Source organism: Methylohalomonas lacus (assembly GCF_024808875.1).
GTDB classification, from domain to species: Bacteria; Pseudomonadota; Gammaproteobacteria; order Methylohalomonadales; family Methylohalomonadaceae; genus Methylohalomonas; species Methylohalomonas lacus.
The window spans coordinates 17,383-31,717 of the sequence record NZ_JANUCT010000017.1; the positions used below are offsets into that span (position 1 = coordinate 17,383).

The window sequence follows — 14,335 nt, forward strand, 5'->3', positions numbered from 1 at the left end:
TTCGAGTCTATTGAGCAATGCTTTCAATCGCGGATGATAATCCGCTCCCACGGTTTATGATCCGCGTCGTCGGTATCGATCCCGGCTCGCGCATCACCGGCTTCGGCATCATCGACTGCGAGGGCAACCATCTGCGCCACGTCGATCACGGCGCAATCCAGGCCGGTGACGGCGAGCTGGGCGAGCGGTTGCGGCGTATATTCAGCGAGTTGGGCGCGGCGATCGACCGCCACGCGCCCGCCGAGGCGGCAATCGAGCGCGTTTTCATGAACAAGAATGCCGACTCGGCCATCAAGCTCGGCCAGGCGCGCGGCGTGGCCATTGTCGCCGCCAGCCTGCAGGACGTGGCGGTGCATGAATACAGCGCCAACCAGATCAAGCAGGCACTGGTCGGCCGCGGCCACGCCACCAAGACCCAGATTCAGCACATGGTGAAGATATTGCTCAACTTGCGCGAGACACCCCAGGCCGACGCCGCCGACGCGCTCGCCGTCGCCGTCTGCCATGCGCACACGCGCGCCAGCCTGCAACGCATCCCCGGCCGGACGAGCCGGGCCGGACGGGTGTCATGATCGGCCGCCTGCACGGCGTCATCGTCGAGAAACAGCCGCCGCACCTGCTCCTAGAGGTCGGCGGCGTCGGCTATGAACTCGAGGCACCGATGACGACCTTTTACGATCTGCCGGAAACCGGCAGCACGGTCACGCTGTTTACCCACCTGGTTGTACGCGAGGATGCGCACCTGTTGTTCGCTTTCGGCAGCGAACGCGAGCGCCGCCTGTTCCGGACCCTGCTGAAGGTCAACGGCGTCGGTGCGCGGCTGGCGCTGGCGATTCTGTCGGGCATGGATGCGGAGGACTTCGCCCGCGTCGTCCACGACAACGACGCCAGTGCGCTGACCCGGCTGCCGGGGGTCGGCAAGAAGACCGCCGAGCGGCTGATCATGGAAATGCGCGACCGGCTCAAGGACTGGCAGCCGGCAACCGCCAGCGCCGGCAGCCCGGCCGGCGGCACCAGCGACGACACCAGCAACGACGCCATCAGCGCCCTGATCGCGCTGGGCTACAAACCCCAGGAAGCGAGCAAGTACGTCTATGCGGTGGCCGAACCCGGCATGAGCAGCGAGGCATTGATCAAGGCGGCCTTGAAGGCTTCCGTTAAATGATGGACCGCCAATTAACGCCAATTAACGCAAATAAAGATTTATAGGCGGACATTGATGGTTTGCCCGCGTCATTGCTCACTGCATACCGGCGTGCAGTCTTTCACCAGCATCACCACGAGATAAGCCCTGGAACCGGCAAGCCCCTGTTCGTAAGCCCCGGACCTATTCAGACCGCTTTAATGGCTGTATTCGCGTCCTTCGCGTTCATTCGCGGTCCATTATTAACCCACCCAATTAACCCACCCAGCGGGCGGCACTGAAGGCTTCGGCTAAACGAAGTCCGCGAATGAACGCGAAGAACGCAAATGCAAGACCCGGTCAGGAGGCTTATGCCATGTCCAAGCGGCAGACAGCTGCTGGATTCCCGCTTGCGCGGGAATGACGGCGATCCTCCCGGCAAAACCACCGGAGCAACACAGGAAAGCACCATTTGCAGAGCCAAGGCGGCAATCTGGCGGGTATCAAACTCCTTGAATCACGCTATTCATTCGCGTTTATTGGCGTTCATTCGCGGTCCGTCATTCACTCGCCCGACAATGCCGCAATGAAGATGCGGTTGAACTCCGGCAGGTCCTTCGGCACGCGGCTGGAAATCAAGTTGTCATCGCGTACACAGGCCTCGTCCAGCCATTCGGCACCGGCGTTGATCATGTCGTCCTTGATCGACCAGAACGAGGTGCAGCGCTTGCCCTTGACGATGCCGGCGGAGATCGCGACCCAGCCGGCGTGGCAGATGAAGCCCACCGGCCGCTTTTCCTCGAACAGCACGCGCACGAAATCGAGCAGTGGCTGGTGGGTGCGCATGTCATCCGGGGCATAGCCGCCGGGGATAATGACGCCGTGAAATTCCTCGCTGCTGGCGTCGGCGACGTTCATGTCCGGTTTGGCGGTAACGCCGCCCTTGGACGTATAAGCCTCCTTGCCGGTACCCAGGATCTGCACCTCGGCGCCCTCTTCCTGTAGCCGATAGTAGGGTACCCAGAGCTCACGCGGCTCGTAATTGTCTTCGACCAGGATGGCGACTTTCTTGCCGTTCAGCAGCATGGTGTCCTCCTTGTGCTTACTTGATTAATCGATGAAACCACATTACGCCCCTTCGGGTGCCACGGTCGAGCGCGAGTTCCGCGCGCCATCGCAGCGCCTGCCGGTATTTTCGGAATAGCATCAAATATCGGCAAACAGCCGCAATCCGGCGACTAAGCAACCCGAAAAGCAGATATAAGGCGGCGCGCCCGACAATCTTGCCAGAGCATTGCCAGATTCGGTCAGAATGTTGCCGCAAAATACCGATAAACTCACGATTTTCGCCGCTGCATGATTGCGACCGTACACGGATACAAGGACAATAGGCGACCACTCGCCGCGCGCAACGGTATTCAAGCACGGGCATACCAACAATGACCCGTTAATGGTTCCCGATGGCTGACAACAACCCGATCATTTCAGCAGACAGTAGTGCCGAGGATTCCGCCGCCGATCGGGCGCTGCGGCCGAAGCAGCTCGCCGATTACGTCGGCCAGCCGGCGGTGCGCGAGCAGATGGAAATCTTCATCGGCGCGGCTCGCCAACGGCGTGAATCGCTGGACCACGTTCTGATCTTCGGACCGCCGGGTCTGGGCAAGACCACGCTGGCGCACATCATCGCCAACGAGCTCGGCGTCAACCTGCGCCAGACATCCGGGCCGGTACTGGAGAAACCCGGCGACCTGGCGGCGTTGCTGACAAATCTGGAACCGCATGACGTGCTGTTTATCGACGAGATGCATCGCCTCAGCCCGGTGGTCGAGGAGGTACTGTACCCGGCAATGGAAGACTTCCAGATCGACATCATGATCGGCGAGGGACCGGCAGCGCGCGCCATCAAGCTCGACGTGCCGGCGTTCACACTGGTCGGCGCGACCACCCGCGCCGGCCTGCTCACCTCGCCGCTGCGCGATCGCTTCGGTATCGTCCAGCGCCTGGAATTCTACGGCCGCGACGACCTGGCCAGCATCGTCACGCGCTCGGCGCAGTTGCTCCATGCTGACATCGACAGCGCCGGCGCCGGCGAGATCGCCAGTCGCTCGCGCGGCACGCCGCGAATTGCCAACCGCCTGCTGCGGCGCGTGCGCGACTTCGCCCAGGTCAAGGCGGACGGCCGTATCGGCGCCGATATCGCCGAGCGGGCGCTGGACATGCTCAACGTCGACACCCACGGCTTCGACATGATGGACCGCAAGCTGTTACTGGCGATCATGCAGAAATTCGACGGCGGCCCGGTCGGCGTCGACAGCCTGGCGGCGGCGATCGGCGAGGAGCGCGACACGATTGAAGACGTGATCGAGCCATTCCTTATCCAACAGGGTTTCATGATGCGCACACCGCGCGGTCGCATTGTCACCCGCAATGCCTGGCTGCACTTCGGTCTCGATGCACCGGAACAGCCCCCCACCGAACCGGATCTGTTTGCGGATGGCCCGGACTGATGTCGATGTTGAGACACACGTCACGATGAAACCTGCCCATGACGACTGAATTTCACTGGCCTGTTCGTGTCTATTACGAGGACACCGACGCCGGCGGCGTGGTGTATCACGCCAATTATCTGCGCTTCATGGAGCGTGCCCGCACCGAGTGGCTGCGCAGCCTCGGCCACGAGCAGGACGTGCTGCGTGCCGAGGGCGTGATTTTCATCGTGCGTAGCGCCGCCCTTGAATATATTCAACCGGCGCGTTTCAACGACTTGCTGGATGTCAGCGTCAATATAAGAGAATATCGCGGCGCCAGTGTGGCTATTAAACAAACAATCAAGAACGAAAAAACCGGCGAGACACTGTGCGAGGGCAACATTCGCATCGCCTGTATCGATGCCGAGACGCTCAGGCCTCGCCCCATTCCCAAACACCTGTTTTCGGAGCTAAGCCATGTCGGCTGATCTGTCCTATACCCATCTGATTCTTGAAGCCAGCCTGGTTGTACAGCTGGTCATGTTGATGCTGGTGCTCGCCTCGGTGGTATCGTGGTCAATGATCTTCAGCAAGCGGCTCATGCTGAAACGCGCCAACCGCGATGCGGACAATTTCGAGGAGCGCTTCTGGGCCGCCGAGGATCTGGGGCCACTGTACAGCCGCATCAGCGGCAGCCGGCACAAGCTCTCCGGCATGGAAAAGATCTTCGAGGCCGGCTTCAAGGAGTTCGCCCGCCTGCGCAAGCAGGAAGGCATCAGTCCGGCGGCGGTACTCGAGGGCGCCCAGCGCGGCATGCGCATCACGCTGAATCGCGAAATCGATTACCTTGAGACCAACTTGTCGTTTCTGGCGACGGTCGGCTCGACCAGCCCCTACATCGGTCTGTTCGGTACCGTCTGGGGCATCATGAACAGTTTTCGCGCGCTCGGCCAGGTCCAGCAAGCAACCATTTCCATGGTCGCACCGGGCATTTCCGAGGCGCTGATTGCCACCGCCATGGGCCTGTTCGCGGCGATCCCGGCGGTAATCGCCTACAACCGCTTCTCCAACGACGTCGAACGTTTGATCAACCGTTACGACACATTCGTGGACGAGTTCTCATCCATTCTGCACCGCTACGCCTATCACAAGTAAGCCGTTATGCTGAACCGCGACCGCAAACGCAAGAAGCAGATGGCCGAGATCAACGTCGTGCCGTATATCGACGTCATGCTGGTCCTGTTGATCATCTTCATGGTGACGGCACCGCTACTGACGCAGGGCGTCAACGTCAGCCTGCCGCAGGCCGACGCCGAACCCATACAGAACCGCGACAACGAGCCGGTGGTGGTCAGTGTTGATCGCGAGGGCCGCTACTATGTCGACTCCGGCGAGAATCCCGACGAACCGGTCGAGCCTGACGTTCTGGTTAACCGGGTCGCCGCGTTCATCCGCAACAATCCCGAGCAACCGGTCTACATCAAGGGCGACAAGGACGTGCCCTATGGCCGGGTGGTCACCGCCATGGCGCTGCTGCAAAAAGCCGGCGTACCCAATGTCGGCATGCTCACCGATCCCGCGAACACCGATAATTGATCGTGGACCGATAATTAATGGCGATGCGCGGTAGCTGGTTCGACAAATTCCGTTCCTTCGGCCTGTCCGTGATCATGCACGTCGTGCTGCTCGGACTATTGCTGGTCGGGCTGGACCTTAATGTCGAGGCACCACCGTCACCGCCCGGCAGTGGCAATGTCATCAACGCCGTCGCCGTGGAAGAGCAGCCCGTCGAACAGGAACAGGAACCTGTAGAGGAGCGCGAGCGCCAGGAAGCCGAGCTTGAGCAACAGCGCCAGGAAGAAGCCGAGCGCCAGGCCGAGCAGGAACGCCAGGAACGCGAAGCCGAGCAGGAACGACTGGCCGAACTCGAAAAACAGCAGAAGCAGCGTGAGCAGGAACGCCAGGCCGAGCAGGAACGGCTCGAACAGCTGAGAAAGGAACAGGAAAAGCTCGAACAGCAGCGCCAGGAAGAAGAGCAGCGCCTGCAGGAAGAACGCGAACGCCAGAAGGAACTCGAGCGCCAGCGCAAGAAAGAGCAGGAACGTCAGGCCGAGCTTGAGCGCCAGCGTGAAGAGGAAAAACGCAAGGCCGAAGAAGAACGCAAGAAGCGCGAGGCCGAAGAGGAACACAAGCGCCAGGAGGAAGAGGCGCGCAAGAAACGCGAGGCGGAGGAAGAGCGCAAACGCAAGGCCGAGGAAGAACGCAAGCGCCAGGAGGAAGAAGCCCGCAAAAAGCGCGAGGCGGAGGAACGCGCACGTGCCGAGCAGGCCCTGCAGGAGCAGCTTGCAGCCGAACAGTCAGCGCGCCAGGCAGAACAGGATCGCTCACTGCTGGCGCGCTATACTGGCATTATCAAGCGCCAGGTTGCCGCGAATTTCAACAAGCAGGGCATGTCCACCGGGCTTGAGGCCGTGCTGCAGGTACGCCTGGCACCCAACGGCGATGTGCTTAATGTCGCGGTTGTCAATTCCAGCGGTAACAGCCTGTTCGACCAGCGCGCCGTGGTCGCGGTGGAGAAATCATCACCATTACGGGTACCGGAAGACAACGACACTTTCCAGCGTCTCGGCTTCCGGCAGTTCAATTTCCGTTTTACCCATCCGGATGCCAACTAGGATCAGCCGTTATGAAACCAATTCGATCAGCACTCACCATCACCGTTATCTTTCTCGGGCTTATGCTGAGCAAGACAGCGTCGGCTTTTGAAATCGTCATCGACGAGGGTGTGGAAAACGCGCTGCCGATTGCCATCGTGCCGTTTGGCTGGAACCAGTCGGCCGCCATGCCGCCCACGGATGTCGCCGAGGTCATTCGCCAGGACCTGGCGCGCAGCGGCCACTTCAACGCCCTGCCGCCGGCCGACATGCCGGCCAAACCGACGTCGTTCGATGCCATCAACTTTGCCGACTGGCGCCGGCTCGGCATGGAGCATGTCGTCGTTGGCGAGCTGAAACAACGTGACGATGGCGGCTTTGAAGTTAGCTTCCGACTGGTCGATGTTTATCGCGGCAGCCAGGTCGCCGGTTACAGCATCCGCACGCGCAAGGAGCAGCTGCGCTATACCGCCCACCAGGTGGCCGACATCATCTATGAAGAGCTGACCGGTAACCGCGGCGCTTTCGCCACCCGAATCGCCTATATCACCGTCAACAAAAAGAACGATAAAAAAGTCCACAAGCTCGAAATCGCCGATGCCGACGGCCATGGCGCCCAGGTCCTGCTGACCTCGCCGGAACCGCTGATGTCGCCGCGCTGGTCGCCGGACGGCCGGCGTCTCGCCTATGTTTCGTTTGAAGGCCGCAACTCGGCCGTTTACATCCAGAACGTCTATTCCGGCCAGCGCAAGGAGGTTGCAAGTCATTCCGGCATCAACAGCGCACCGGCCTGGTCGCCGGACGGCAACAAACTGGCCATGACGCTATCCAAGGACGGCAGCCCGGACATTTACGTGATGGACATCGACAGCGACCGCCTGCAGCGGGTGACCAACAGCTCGTCGATCGATACCGAGGCCGCCTGGTCTGCAGATGGCGACATGCTGTACTTCACCTCGGATCGCGGCGGCAGCCCGCAGATTTACAAAGTTGCCGCCAGTGGCGGCACGCCAAAGCGGGTGACCTTCGACGGCGGCTATAACGCCCGGCCGGCGCTGTCGCCGGATGGCGAAAAGCTGGCAATGGTGCGCGGCGGCGACGGCTATCGCATCGCCGTCCAGGATCTGGACAGCGGCCGCTCGCAGGTGCTGACGGACGGCAGCCTCGACGAATCGCCGAGCTTTGCCCCGAACAGCGGCATGATCATCTATGCGACCACGGTGGGTGAAAGCGGCGCGCTGGCTGCGGTTTCGGTCGACGGCCAGGTCAAGCAGAAGCTCGAGGCCACCCGCGGCGATGTACGCGAACCGGACTGGGGACCGTTCCAGGACTGATAGCGGGGTCATTACGAGACCGCCTCGACAGACTTTGTACAGACATATTCAACCGGACTGGTCAGGGGTGCTATGCTTGATGTTGCAAAGCAGCGAGCGTCCAGCGGGCATGGTGGCGGCACCACCGCGTCGCTGTTTGTTTGCACGGCGAAGCCGGGGCATCCCGGCAACAGGTTCAAGGCCACGGCAAGACACCGACAGACGTACGCAACCGGCAGGGCAGGTACGGATTGAATGTCGTTTAACGACCGGAATGCAGGGCAATCGCGGACCGGTTATGACCCGAAAATGTTGTAGCAGGACATTTTGATTTAACGAACCTTCTCAGGAGAAGTTCACAATGAAATCTTTGCAAGTCAGACATCTGTTGCTGCTGTTGGTTATCGCGCTTGTCGCCGGCTGTGGCGGCACCCAGGAAAAGGACGAACGCTCCGCCGAAGTTGTTGACGGTACCGACAGCGGCGAAAGCATGGACGGTGACGCCGAAGGCGGCGCCTCGGCCAGCGGTGCGGGCGAAGCCGGCAAGTTCAGCGGCGACGCCCTCGACGATCCGTCCAGCCCGCTGTCGCAACGCAGTATCTATTTCGACTATGACAGCAGCGAGATCCGTTCCGAGTACCGGCCGATCATCGAGGCCCATGCCGAATACTTGGCCCAAAACTCGGATACGCGGGTCACCCTGGAAGGCAATACCGACGAGCGCGGCTCACGCGAATACAACCTCGCGCTGGGTGAGCGCCGTGCCGAGTCGGTCAAGCGCCAGATGGTCCTGCTGGGTGCCTCCGCCGGCCAGATCAAGGTCGTCAGCTACGGTGAGGAACGCCCGGTGGCCGATGGCCATGACGAGGAAGCCTGGCGCCTGAACCGTCGCGTCGACATCGTATATTGATGATGTCATCCGGTCTGTATAAATCCGTATGGTGGTTGCCGGTCGTCTGCCTCGCCCTGCCGGGCGTTGCAGCGGCCGGCAATGCCGCACCCGTCGTTTCGCCGGTTTCCGAGGATGTGGTCGAACGGCTGGAACGCATCGAACGCACGCTGAACAATCAGAGCCTGCTGGATCTCTACAACGAGGTACAAAGCCTGGAGGAGCAGGTGCAGAGCCTGCGTGGCCAGCTGGAGAGCCAGCAGCATCTGATCGAGGAGATGCGCCAGCGTCAGAAAGAACTCTATGCCGACGTTGACGAACGTCTGCAGACCATAGAGGACGGCAGCGAACGTGGCGCTGGCGGCGAGGATCAGTTCAGCGATGACTTCCGTGTCGATGACAGCCTGGCCGCCGATGACAGTGACGCTGCTGATAGTGACGCCGCCAGCGACGTCCCCACCGGCAGCGACGATGCCCGGGCCGACTATGACGCCGCCTTCGACATGCTGAAGGCCGGCCGCTATGACGATTCGATCAAGGCGTTCGAGCAATTCCTCGACAACCACCCGGACAGCGAATACGCCGGCAATGCCGGTTACTGGCTGGGCGAGGCGCACTACGTCAATCGCGACTTCGAACAGGCCATCGCCGCCTACCAGCGCGTGCTGGATGATTATTCGGACAGCGCAAAGGTACCCGATGCACTGCTCAAGCTGGGCTACAGTCAGCAGGAACTGGGCAACAAGGAACAGGCACGTAACACGCTGCAGGATCTTCGCGAGCGTTACCCGGAAACCACTGCAGCCAGTCTCGCCCGGGACCGTCTGCAACAGCTGTAATCCCTGTCGCTACCGCGACTTCATGCACGATGACAGCCTCAACACTTACCACCACCCAGCCGCTGCCGGATCTGAACGCCGCGCAGCTGCGCGTCAACGAGATTTTCCTGTCGCTTCAGGGTGAGAGTATCAAGGCGGGGCTGCCGACCGTGTTCATCCGGCTCACCGGCTGTCCGCTGCGCTGCCATTACTGCGATACCGAGTATGCGTTTCACGACGGCGACAAACACTCGGTCGCGGGCGTGATCGACCAGGTCCGCGACTACCGGACGCCACATGTTTGCGTGACCGGCGGCGAGCCACTGGCACAGCGTGCCTGCCTGAGCCTGCTTACGGCACTATGCGATGCCGGCTACCAGGTATCGCTGGAAACCAGCGGCGCCATGGATATTGCCGCGGTGGATACGCGTGTGATGAAGGTGCTCGATCTGAAAACGCCCGCTTCCGGCGAGTCGGATCGAAACCTGTATGGCAACCTCGAACAGCTCGGCGCCAGCGATCAGATCAAGTTCGTGATTTGCGACCGCGGCGATTACGACTGGGCACGCGAGCAGATCGCCGGTCGCTGCCTGGATCGGATTTGCCAGGTGCTACTGTCACCCAGCCACGAACAGTTGTCACCGCGGGTACTCGCTGACTGGATACTGGCGGATCGCCTGCCGGTCAGACTGCAACTGCAGCTGCATAAATACCTGTGGGGTGATGGGCCTGGCCACTGACGGGCACAATCGCCGCGCGGTCGTATTGCTGTCCGGTGGGCTGGACTCCGCCACCACACTGGCCATGGCCGGCGCCGAGCACTTCGACTGTTACGCACTGAGTTTCGACTATGGCCAGCGGCATGGTCCGGAACTCAAGGCAGCCGGGCACGTCGCCGATCATTGCAACGCCCGTGAGCACCGTGTCATCACCATGGACCTGCGCCAGTTCGGCGGCTCGGCCCTGACCGACGACGCACTCGCGGTGCCGGCACACGGCGGCGACGGTATACCGATCACCTATGTACCGGCACGCAACACGATCTTTCTTTCCTACGCGCTGGGCTGGGCCGAGGTGCTCGGTGCCAACGATATTTTCATCGGCGTCAACGCTGTCGATTATTCCGGCTATCCCGACTGTCGGCCGGAATACATCCACGCTTATGAAACGCTAGCCAATCTCGCGACCAAACGAGCGGTTGAAGGCGAAACATTGCGACTGCATGCGCCGCTCATCGACCTCAGCAAGGCAGACATCATTCGCCGGGGTGTGGCGCTTGGCGTCGATTATGCGCTAACGGTGTCGTGCTACCAGGCTGATGCCGAGGGGCGCGCCTGCGGCAATTGCGACTCCTGCCATTTTCGTGTCGAAGGATTCAGGTCGGCCGGCATTCCCGACCCCACCCGTTACCAGTAAGCGCCGGGCAGGTATTCGTGAAGAGCGCATTTCCACGTCCCGGGTCGCAGTTCGCGGCAGCCGGGGTCTGAACGGGCCGTATCGTGCTTTCAAATCTGACGGCTCTATTCATCATCATGGCGTTACTCGCCGCGGTGCCAGGCGCCAGCGTCGTGACCATCTCGGCACGAGCGGCGGGTGCCGGCTTTGTGCACGGAGCGGTAACCACGTTGGGGGTCGTTGCCGGCGATCTCCTGTATATCCTGCTGGCGATACTCGGCCTGACGCTGCTGGTGGAAACGCTCGGCCCGGCGCTTTCTGTCATGAACTATCTGGGTGCCGTACTGCTTATCGGGCTCGGCATCTGTCTGTGGGTAACAACAACACGTCTGCAGGCGGCAAGGCATGCCGACAAGCAAGATGGCAGTGCTTCACTACTGGCCAGTTTCACGGCCGGCCTGCTCATCACTCTGGCCGATCAGAAAGCGATCCTGTTCTACCTCGGTTTCCTCCCAGCCTTTATCGATCTCGCGACGCTGACGCCAGCCCAGATCATCCTGATAATGGCCACCAGTGGCACGGCGGTTGGCGGCGTCAAGCTGGTATACGCGTGGCTCGGGGCACGTGCCGGCAACGTTTGTCGGCCGGAACACGGCAGCGTCATCAAGCGCATTGCGGCGATCCTGCTTATCATCTCGGGCGTATTCATTCTGCTGACGAACTCGCTGTGAACGGGGATCCGCCGCGCTAGCGGCGTGCCAGCATGAACACGCCCCAGACACCGGCCATGCCGGGCACGACGGCTACCATCGCCACCAGCAGCCAGAACAGCAACGGTCTGGCATTCGCCGACATGATCACATCACCCAGGCTCAACAACGACATCAGCAACGCCGCACCACCGAAAGCCAGTGCCGCATAAAGACCGGCATACAGATCGCGGCGCGCGCTCAGGGTCGATATCAGCAGATTGATGAATGCGCCCGCAAGCGCTACCAGCAGGATCAGGCCATCCATTTCATTCATCAGGCCAACCAGAAGAAAGAAGGTAGCAAGCGTACCGAGCAGAAACTGCAATACGGGCATGACAATTCGGAATCGTTTCTGTTTGCGGGTCATATTGTCATCCGGCTTTTTATAATGGACCATTCAGTGAGTGTGAATGGGACGGCAACCTGTTTAAAACCTCCGCCCGGTTACGAGCGCGGTGCCGCATCATTCCACAGCGGGGTTTCAGGCAGGGGCTTTTCGCCCCGACTCGGATCGTAGCGTTCCATCAGGTAACACAGACAGTCCTGGCGCACGATGCGTTCATTCACGGTCAGCATGGATGGCATCAGCGCCTGGCGGGTCAGCAGGCGACCATCGTTGATTTCGAAGTAGGCAGCGCCGATATCACGACCGTCCTCGTCCATGACATTGAGCGGCATGGATGGGGTTGTCACGTCCGCCAGCCGGGTGCCGGCCGGAATCTCCTCGAAGTTGAGCTGCTCGATACCGCGTATGAAGCGCACATCGGCGACTTCACCGCTGAAGCTGATACTGATGTCATTCGGCACCTTGGTTACCGCGACGGTATGGTAGAGGTCGATGTCGTCGATCAGTGCCGGATCACCCTGCAGACTGTCGGCTTCCAGCATCTGCCGGACCAGGCGTGTCGCCAGCTGAATGCCGATTTCATCACCGGGCTGGCCGCATTCCAGCGTGACCGCCGGGCACAGCCGGGCAAAGGCCAAGCTCTGTACGCCGCTCGGCCGGGTGAAATAGATGACCATGCGCGAGAAACGTCGCGCCAGTTCCAGGTAGCGCGGGTCAAGGCGGTTAACACAGGCATAGTGCGGATTGATGCCGGTGTTGTTATGAATGTCGATGCTGGCAAATACCTGCCGCTCGCGCATGCTGGCAAGCACTCCTCGCACCATGTCATGTTCGGGCGTGTCGCCGTCGGCGGCCCAGATACGATTGTAATCCGGCTGGCGTTCCAGCCGCCGCTTGCCGTATCGCGCCGCCCGGACGTTGCCGATGAAGATCGACAGTGCCCGCGGCAGGCGTTCGCCGTATTCTTCCAGAACGTTGCGGATGACGCGCCAGCCGGTGTCTTCGTTGCCATGCATGAGCACGGACACGAACAGCGGCTGCGGTCGATCGCCGGGCAGGTGGATCAGTGTCGGCCCGTCGAGGACCTCGAACAGCCTGGTCGCCGGCCGCCTGAGAACGTCCGCCGGCAGATCGTGACGGATGCTCAGCAGACTCATAGCGGCCACTCGTGTACCGGCCGACCGGATTCCTGGTTTTCGTAACAGGCGCGCGTCAGTGCTGCCATATCACGTCCGTGCCGGGCCACCCATTGTCGCTGCCAGCCGGCACCATTGCGGCCACTGGCAACGCGCGCCTCAACCAGGCCGATGTAATGATCGATATCATCCGCAGCGATGGCCAGCTGTTGCAGGCCGGCACGTGCCTGCGGCAAAAGATCGTTCAGCAACAACGTCTGGATGCTGGAGTCGCGTCCATCCTGCCAGATGACATTGGCCTGCAATCCATGACGCGCGCATTGATAGAAATTGCCACGTGCGGTCTGGAAGTCGATATGTTCGCTGAGCACTGTAGCGTCGCTGGCCCAGTACTGGACCAGACCGTAAAAGACCGCGGCATTGGCGATGCAGTCGACCACGCTCGGTCCGGCCGGTACCACGCGGTGTTCGATGCGCACGTGTGCCGGGTCCGTCTCGACACCGATCAACGGCCGGTTCCAGCGCCAGATCGTACCGTTATGGAAGCGCAGGTGCGGGTACGGCTCGCTGCTGTCCGCAAGATCGATCGGCACCAGTACCGGGTAAACGTCAAGATTTTCACGAAAGCATTCGTACAGGGATTCACGGGTATAGCCCTTGCCAAAGGTAACCCGGCGCTGCTTCGGTGAGCCAACCTCCACCGCCTGTTCGAACAACGCGATGCGTGTTTCGTCCCAGAGGTCATGGCCGAACAGGTAGGGCGAATTGGCCGCCAGTGCCACCATGGGGGCCGACAGGATCTGCGCCAGATTCATATAATCATGCGCACTGACGCTTGGCACCTGCAGGTGTATCTGCAAAGAGGTGGTGCCGGCCTCCAGCATGACATCGTGGTGCGTCAGTTGCAGTGTCTCGCGGCCATCGATATGCAGATGTATCGGATCGCCATGACGCAACAGGAACACCTGTTCATTCAATGCCCGATAACGCGCCTGGGCCGACATGTTCCTCAGGCTCAGCTGCGTTTCCACCACGCTCGGCAGAATGCCGGTCATCAGCAACGCGGCATCGAGTGTGGCGGCCGTCTCCTGGCACGTGCGCCAAGTTGCCTGCAGCTCCCGCTCCATTGCCGACAGGGCATCGGCCTGCAGTTTGACTGGCCGGCTGTTGAGTTCAACATTGAAGGCCGCCAGTTCCGGCACGACCAGCGGGTTGTTGATGCGTTCCAGGAATTGCTGGTTGACCGCCGCAGGGTAACCATCACGATCGATCAGCCAGGCTTCGAGTTCAAAGCCACCGATATTCGCGTCCTGGGATAAGGTTTGTTGCTTGAAGTCCTCACCCAGTTGCCGGGTTTCCTCGTTCAAGCGATGCAGAAACCGGCTGAAATCCTGTGCGGTGAACCGGCTGGCTTTGATTTCCTGACCCATGTTCTGGCCCT

18 protein-coding genes are annotated in these 14,335 nt (G+C 61.0%); 13 read left to right on the forward strand and 5 right to left on the reverse strand.

The genetic code is table 11. The features are described 5' to 3' along the window. Positions 1–56 precede the first annotated feature (56 nt). Together ruvC and ruvA are read left to right on the forward strand one after the other, a co-directional pair. On the forward strand, positions 57–572 hold the full coding sequence (gene ruvC / locus J2T55_RS10965) for a crossover junction endodeoxyribonuclease RuvC (RefSeq protein ID WP_259056616.1): 516 nt from the start codon (positions 57–59) through the stop codon (positions 570–572). After that, complete coding sequence (gene ruvA, locus J2T55_RS10970; protein WP_259056622.1) at positions 569–1,165, forward strand: Holliday junction branch migration protein RuvA; 597 nt, start codon at positions 569–571, stop codon at positions 1,163–1,165. Before ruvC ends, ruvA begins: the two co-directional genes overlap by 4 nt. Positions 1,166–1,687: 522 nt before the next feature. On the opposite strand, the gene J2T55_RS10975 is transcribed toward ruvA, so the two are convergent. Together J2T55_RS10975 and J2T55_RS10980 are read right to left on the reverse strand one after the other, a co-directional pair. Further along, positions 1,688–2,209 carry a type 1 glutamine amidotransferase domain-containing protein gene (locus tag J2T55_RS10975; RefSeq protein WP_259056625.1) on the reverse strand — a complete coding sequence of 174 codons (522 nt, stop codon included), beginning with the start codon at positions 2,207–2,209 and terminating at the stop codon, positions 1,688–1,690. 120 nt (positions 2,210–2,329) lie between these two features. Next, complete coding sequence (locus tag J2T55_RS10980; protein ID WP_259056634.1) at positions 2,330–2,545, reverse strand: hypothetical protein; 216 nt, start codon at positions 2,543–2,545, stop codon at positions 2,330–2,332. Positions 2,546–2,583: 38 nt separating this feature from the next. Here J2T55_RS10980 and ruvB point away from each other — a divergent pair, with 38 nt between their 5' ends. From ruvB to J2T55_RS11035, 11 genes are all read left to right on the forward strand, one after another. Beyond that, positions 2,584–3,630 (forward strand): Holliday junction branch migration DNA helicase RuvB, encoded by a 1,047-nt coding sequence (gene ruvB, locus J2T55_RS10985; RefSeq protein WP_259056637.1) that lies wholly within the window; start codon positions 2,584–2,586, stop codon positions 3,628–3,630. A gap of 32 nt (positions 3,631–3,662) precedes the next feature. Next, on the forward strand, positions 3,663–4,079 hold the full coding sequence (gene ybgC / locus J2T55_RS10990) for a tol-pal system-associated acyl-CoA thioesterase (RefSeq protein ID WP_407660082.1): 417 nt from the start codon (positions 3,663–3,665) through the stop codon (positions 4,077–4,079). Continuing rightward, positions 4,069–4,746, forward strand: a complete 678-nt coding sequence (gene tolQ, locus J2T55_RS10995) for a protein TolQ (RefSeq protein WP_259056652.1) — start codon at positions 4,069–4,071, stop codon at positions 4,744–4,746. The genes ybgC and tolQ overlap by 11 nt, the downstream gene beginning before the upstream one ends. Positions 4,747–4,752: 6 nt before the next feature. After that, positions 4,753–5,187 (forward strand): protein TolR, encoded by a 435-nt coding sequence (gene tolR / locus J2T55_RS11000; RefSeq protein WP_259056654.1) that lies wholly within the window; start codon positions 4,753–4,755, stop codon positions 5,185–5,187. Positions 5,188–5,204: 17 nt separating this feature from the next. After that, positions 5,205–6,266, forward strand: coding sequence for a cell envelope integrity protein TolA (tolA, locus tag J2T55_RS11005; protein ID WP_259056655.1), 1,062 nt, complete (start codon positions 5,205–5,207; stop codon positions 6,264–6,266). An 11-nt stretch (positions 6,267–6,277) separates the two neighbouring features. Beyond that, positions 6,278–7,579 (forward strand): Tol-Pal system beta propeller repeat protein TolB, encoded by a 1,302-nt coding sequence (gene tolB / locus J2T55_RS11010; RefSeq protein ID WP_259056657.1) that lies wholly within the window; start codon positions 6,278–6,280, stop codon positions 7,577–7,579. Positions 7,580–7,919: 340 nt separating this feature from the next. After that, positions 7,920–8,468: a peptidoglycan-associated lipoprotein Pal gene (gene pal / locus J2T55_RS11015; RefSeq protein ID WP_259056659.1), complete on the forward strand. Its 549-nt coding sequence runs from the start codon at positions 7,920–7,922 to the stop codon at positions 8,466–8,468. Continuing rightward, entirely contained in the window at positions 8,468–9,286 is an 819-nt protein-coding gene (gene ybgF, locus J2T55_RS11020) for a tol-pal system protein YbgF (protein WP_259056661.1), read from the forward strand. Before pal ends, ybgF begins: the two co-directional genes overlap by 1 nt. 29 nt (positions 9,287–9,315) lie before the next feature. Beyond that, on the forward strand, positions 9,316–10,005 hold the full coding sequence (gene queE, locus J2T55_RS11025; protein WP_259056663.1) for a 7-carboxy-7-deazaguanine synthase QueE: 690 nt from the start codon (positions 9,316–9,318) through the stop codon (positions 10,003–10,005). Continuing rightward, the gene (queC, locus tag J2T55_RS11030) at positions 9,989–10,681 is read left to right on the forward strand and encodes a 7-cyano-7-deazaguanine synthase QueC (protein WP_259056664.1); all 693 of its coding nucleotides are present in this window, start codon (positions 9,989–9,991) and stop codon (positions 10,679–10,681) included. The genes queE and queC overlap by 17 nt, the downstream gene beginning before the upstream one ends. Before the next feature lie 83 nt (positions 10,682–10,764). After that, positions 10,765–11,391, forward strand: coding sequence for a LysE family translocator (locus tag J2T55_RS11035; protein WP_259056667.1), 627 nt, complete (start codon positions 10,765–10,767; stop codon positions 11,389–11,391). A gap of 16 nt (positions 11,392–11,407) precedes the next feature. Here J2T55_RS11035 and J2T55_RS11040 read toward each other — a convergent pair whose 3' ends face one another. The 3 genes from J2T55_RS11040 to J2T55_RS11050 all read right to left on the reverse strand — a co-directional run bounded on the left by J2T55_RS11040 (position 11,408) and on the right by J2T55_RS11050 (position 14,324). Continuing rightward, positions 11,408–11,779: a hypothetical protein gene (locus tag J2T55_RS11040; protein WP_259056670.1), complete on the reverse strand. Its 372-nt coding sequence runs from the start codon at positions 11,777–11,779 to the stop codon at positions 11,408–11,410. A gap of 77 nt (positions 11,780–11,856) precedes the next feature. Then, the gene (locus J2T55_RS11045) at positions 11,857–12,915 is read right to left on the reverse strand and encodes a M14 family metallopeptidase (protein WP_310521985.1); all 1,059 of its coding nucleotides are present in this window, start codon (positions 12,913–12,915) and stop codon (positions 11,857–11,859) included. Then, complete coding sequence (locus J2T55_RS11050) at positions 12,912–14,324, reverse strand: glutamate-cysteine ligase family protein (RefSeq protein ID WP_259056672.1); 1,413 nt, start codon at positions 14,322–14,324, stop codon at positions 12,912–12,914. The genes J2T55_RS11045 and J2T55_RS11050 overlap by 4 nt, the downstream gene beginning before the upstream one ends. Between the last annotated feature and the right edge of the window lie 11 nt (positions 14,325–14,335).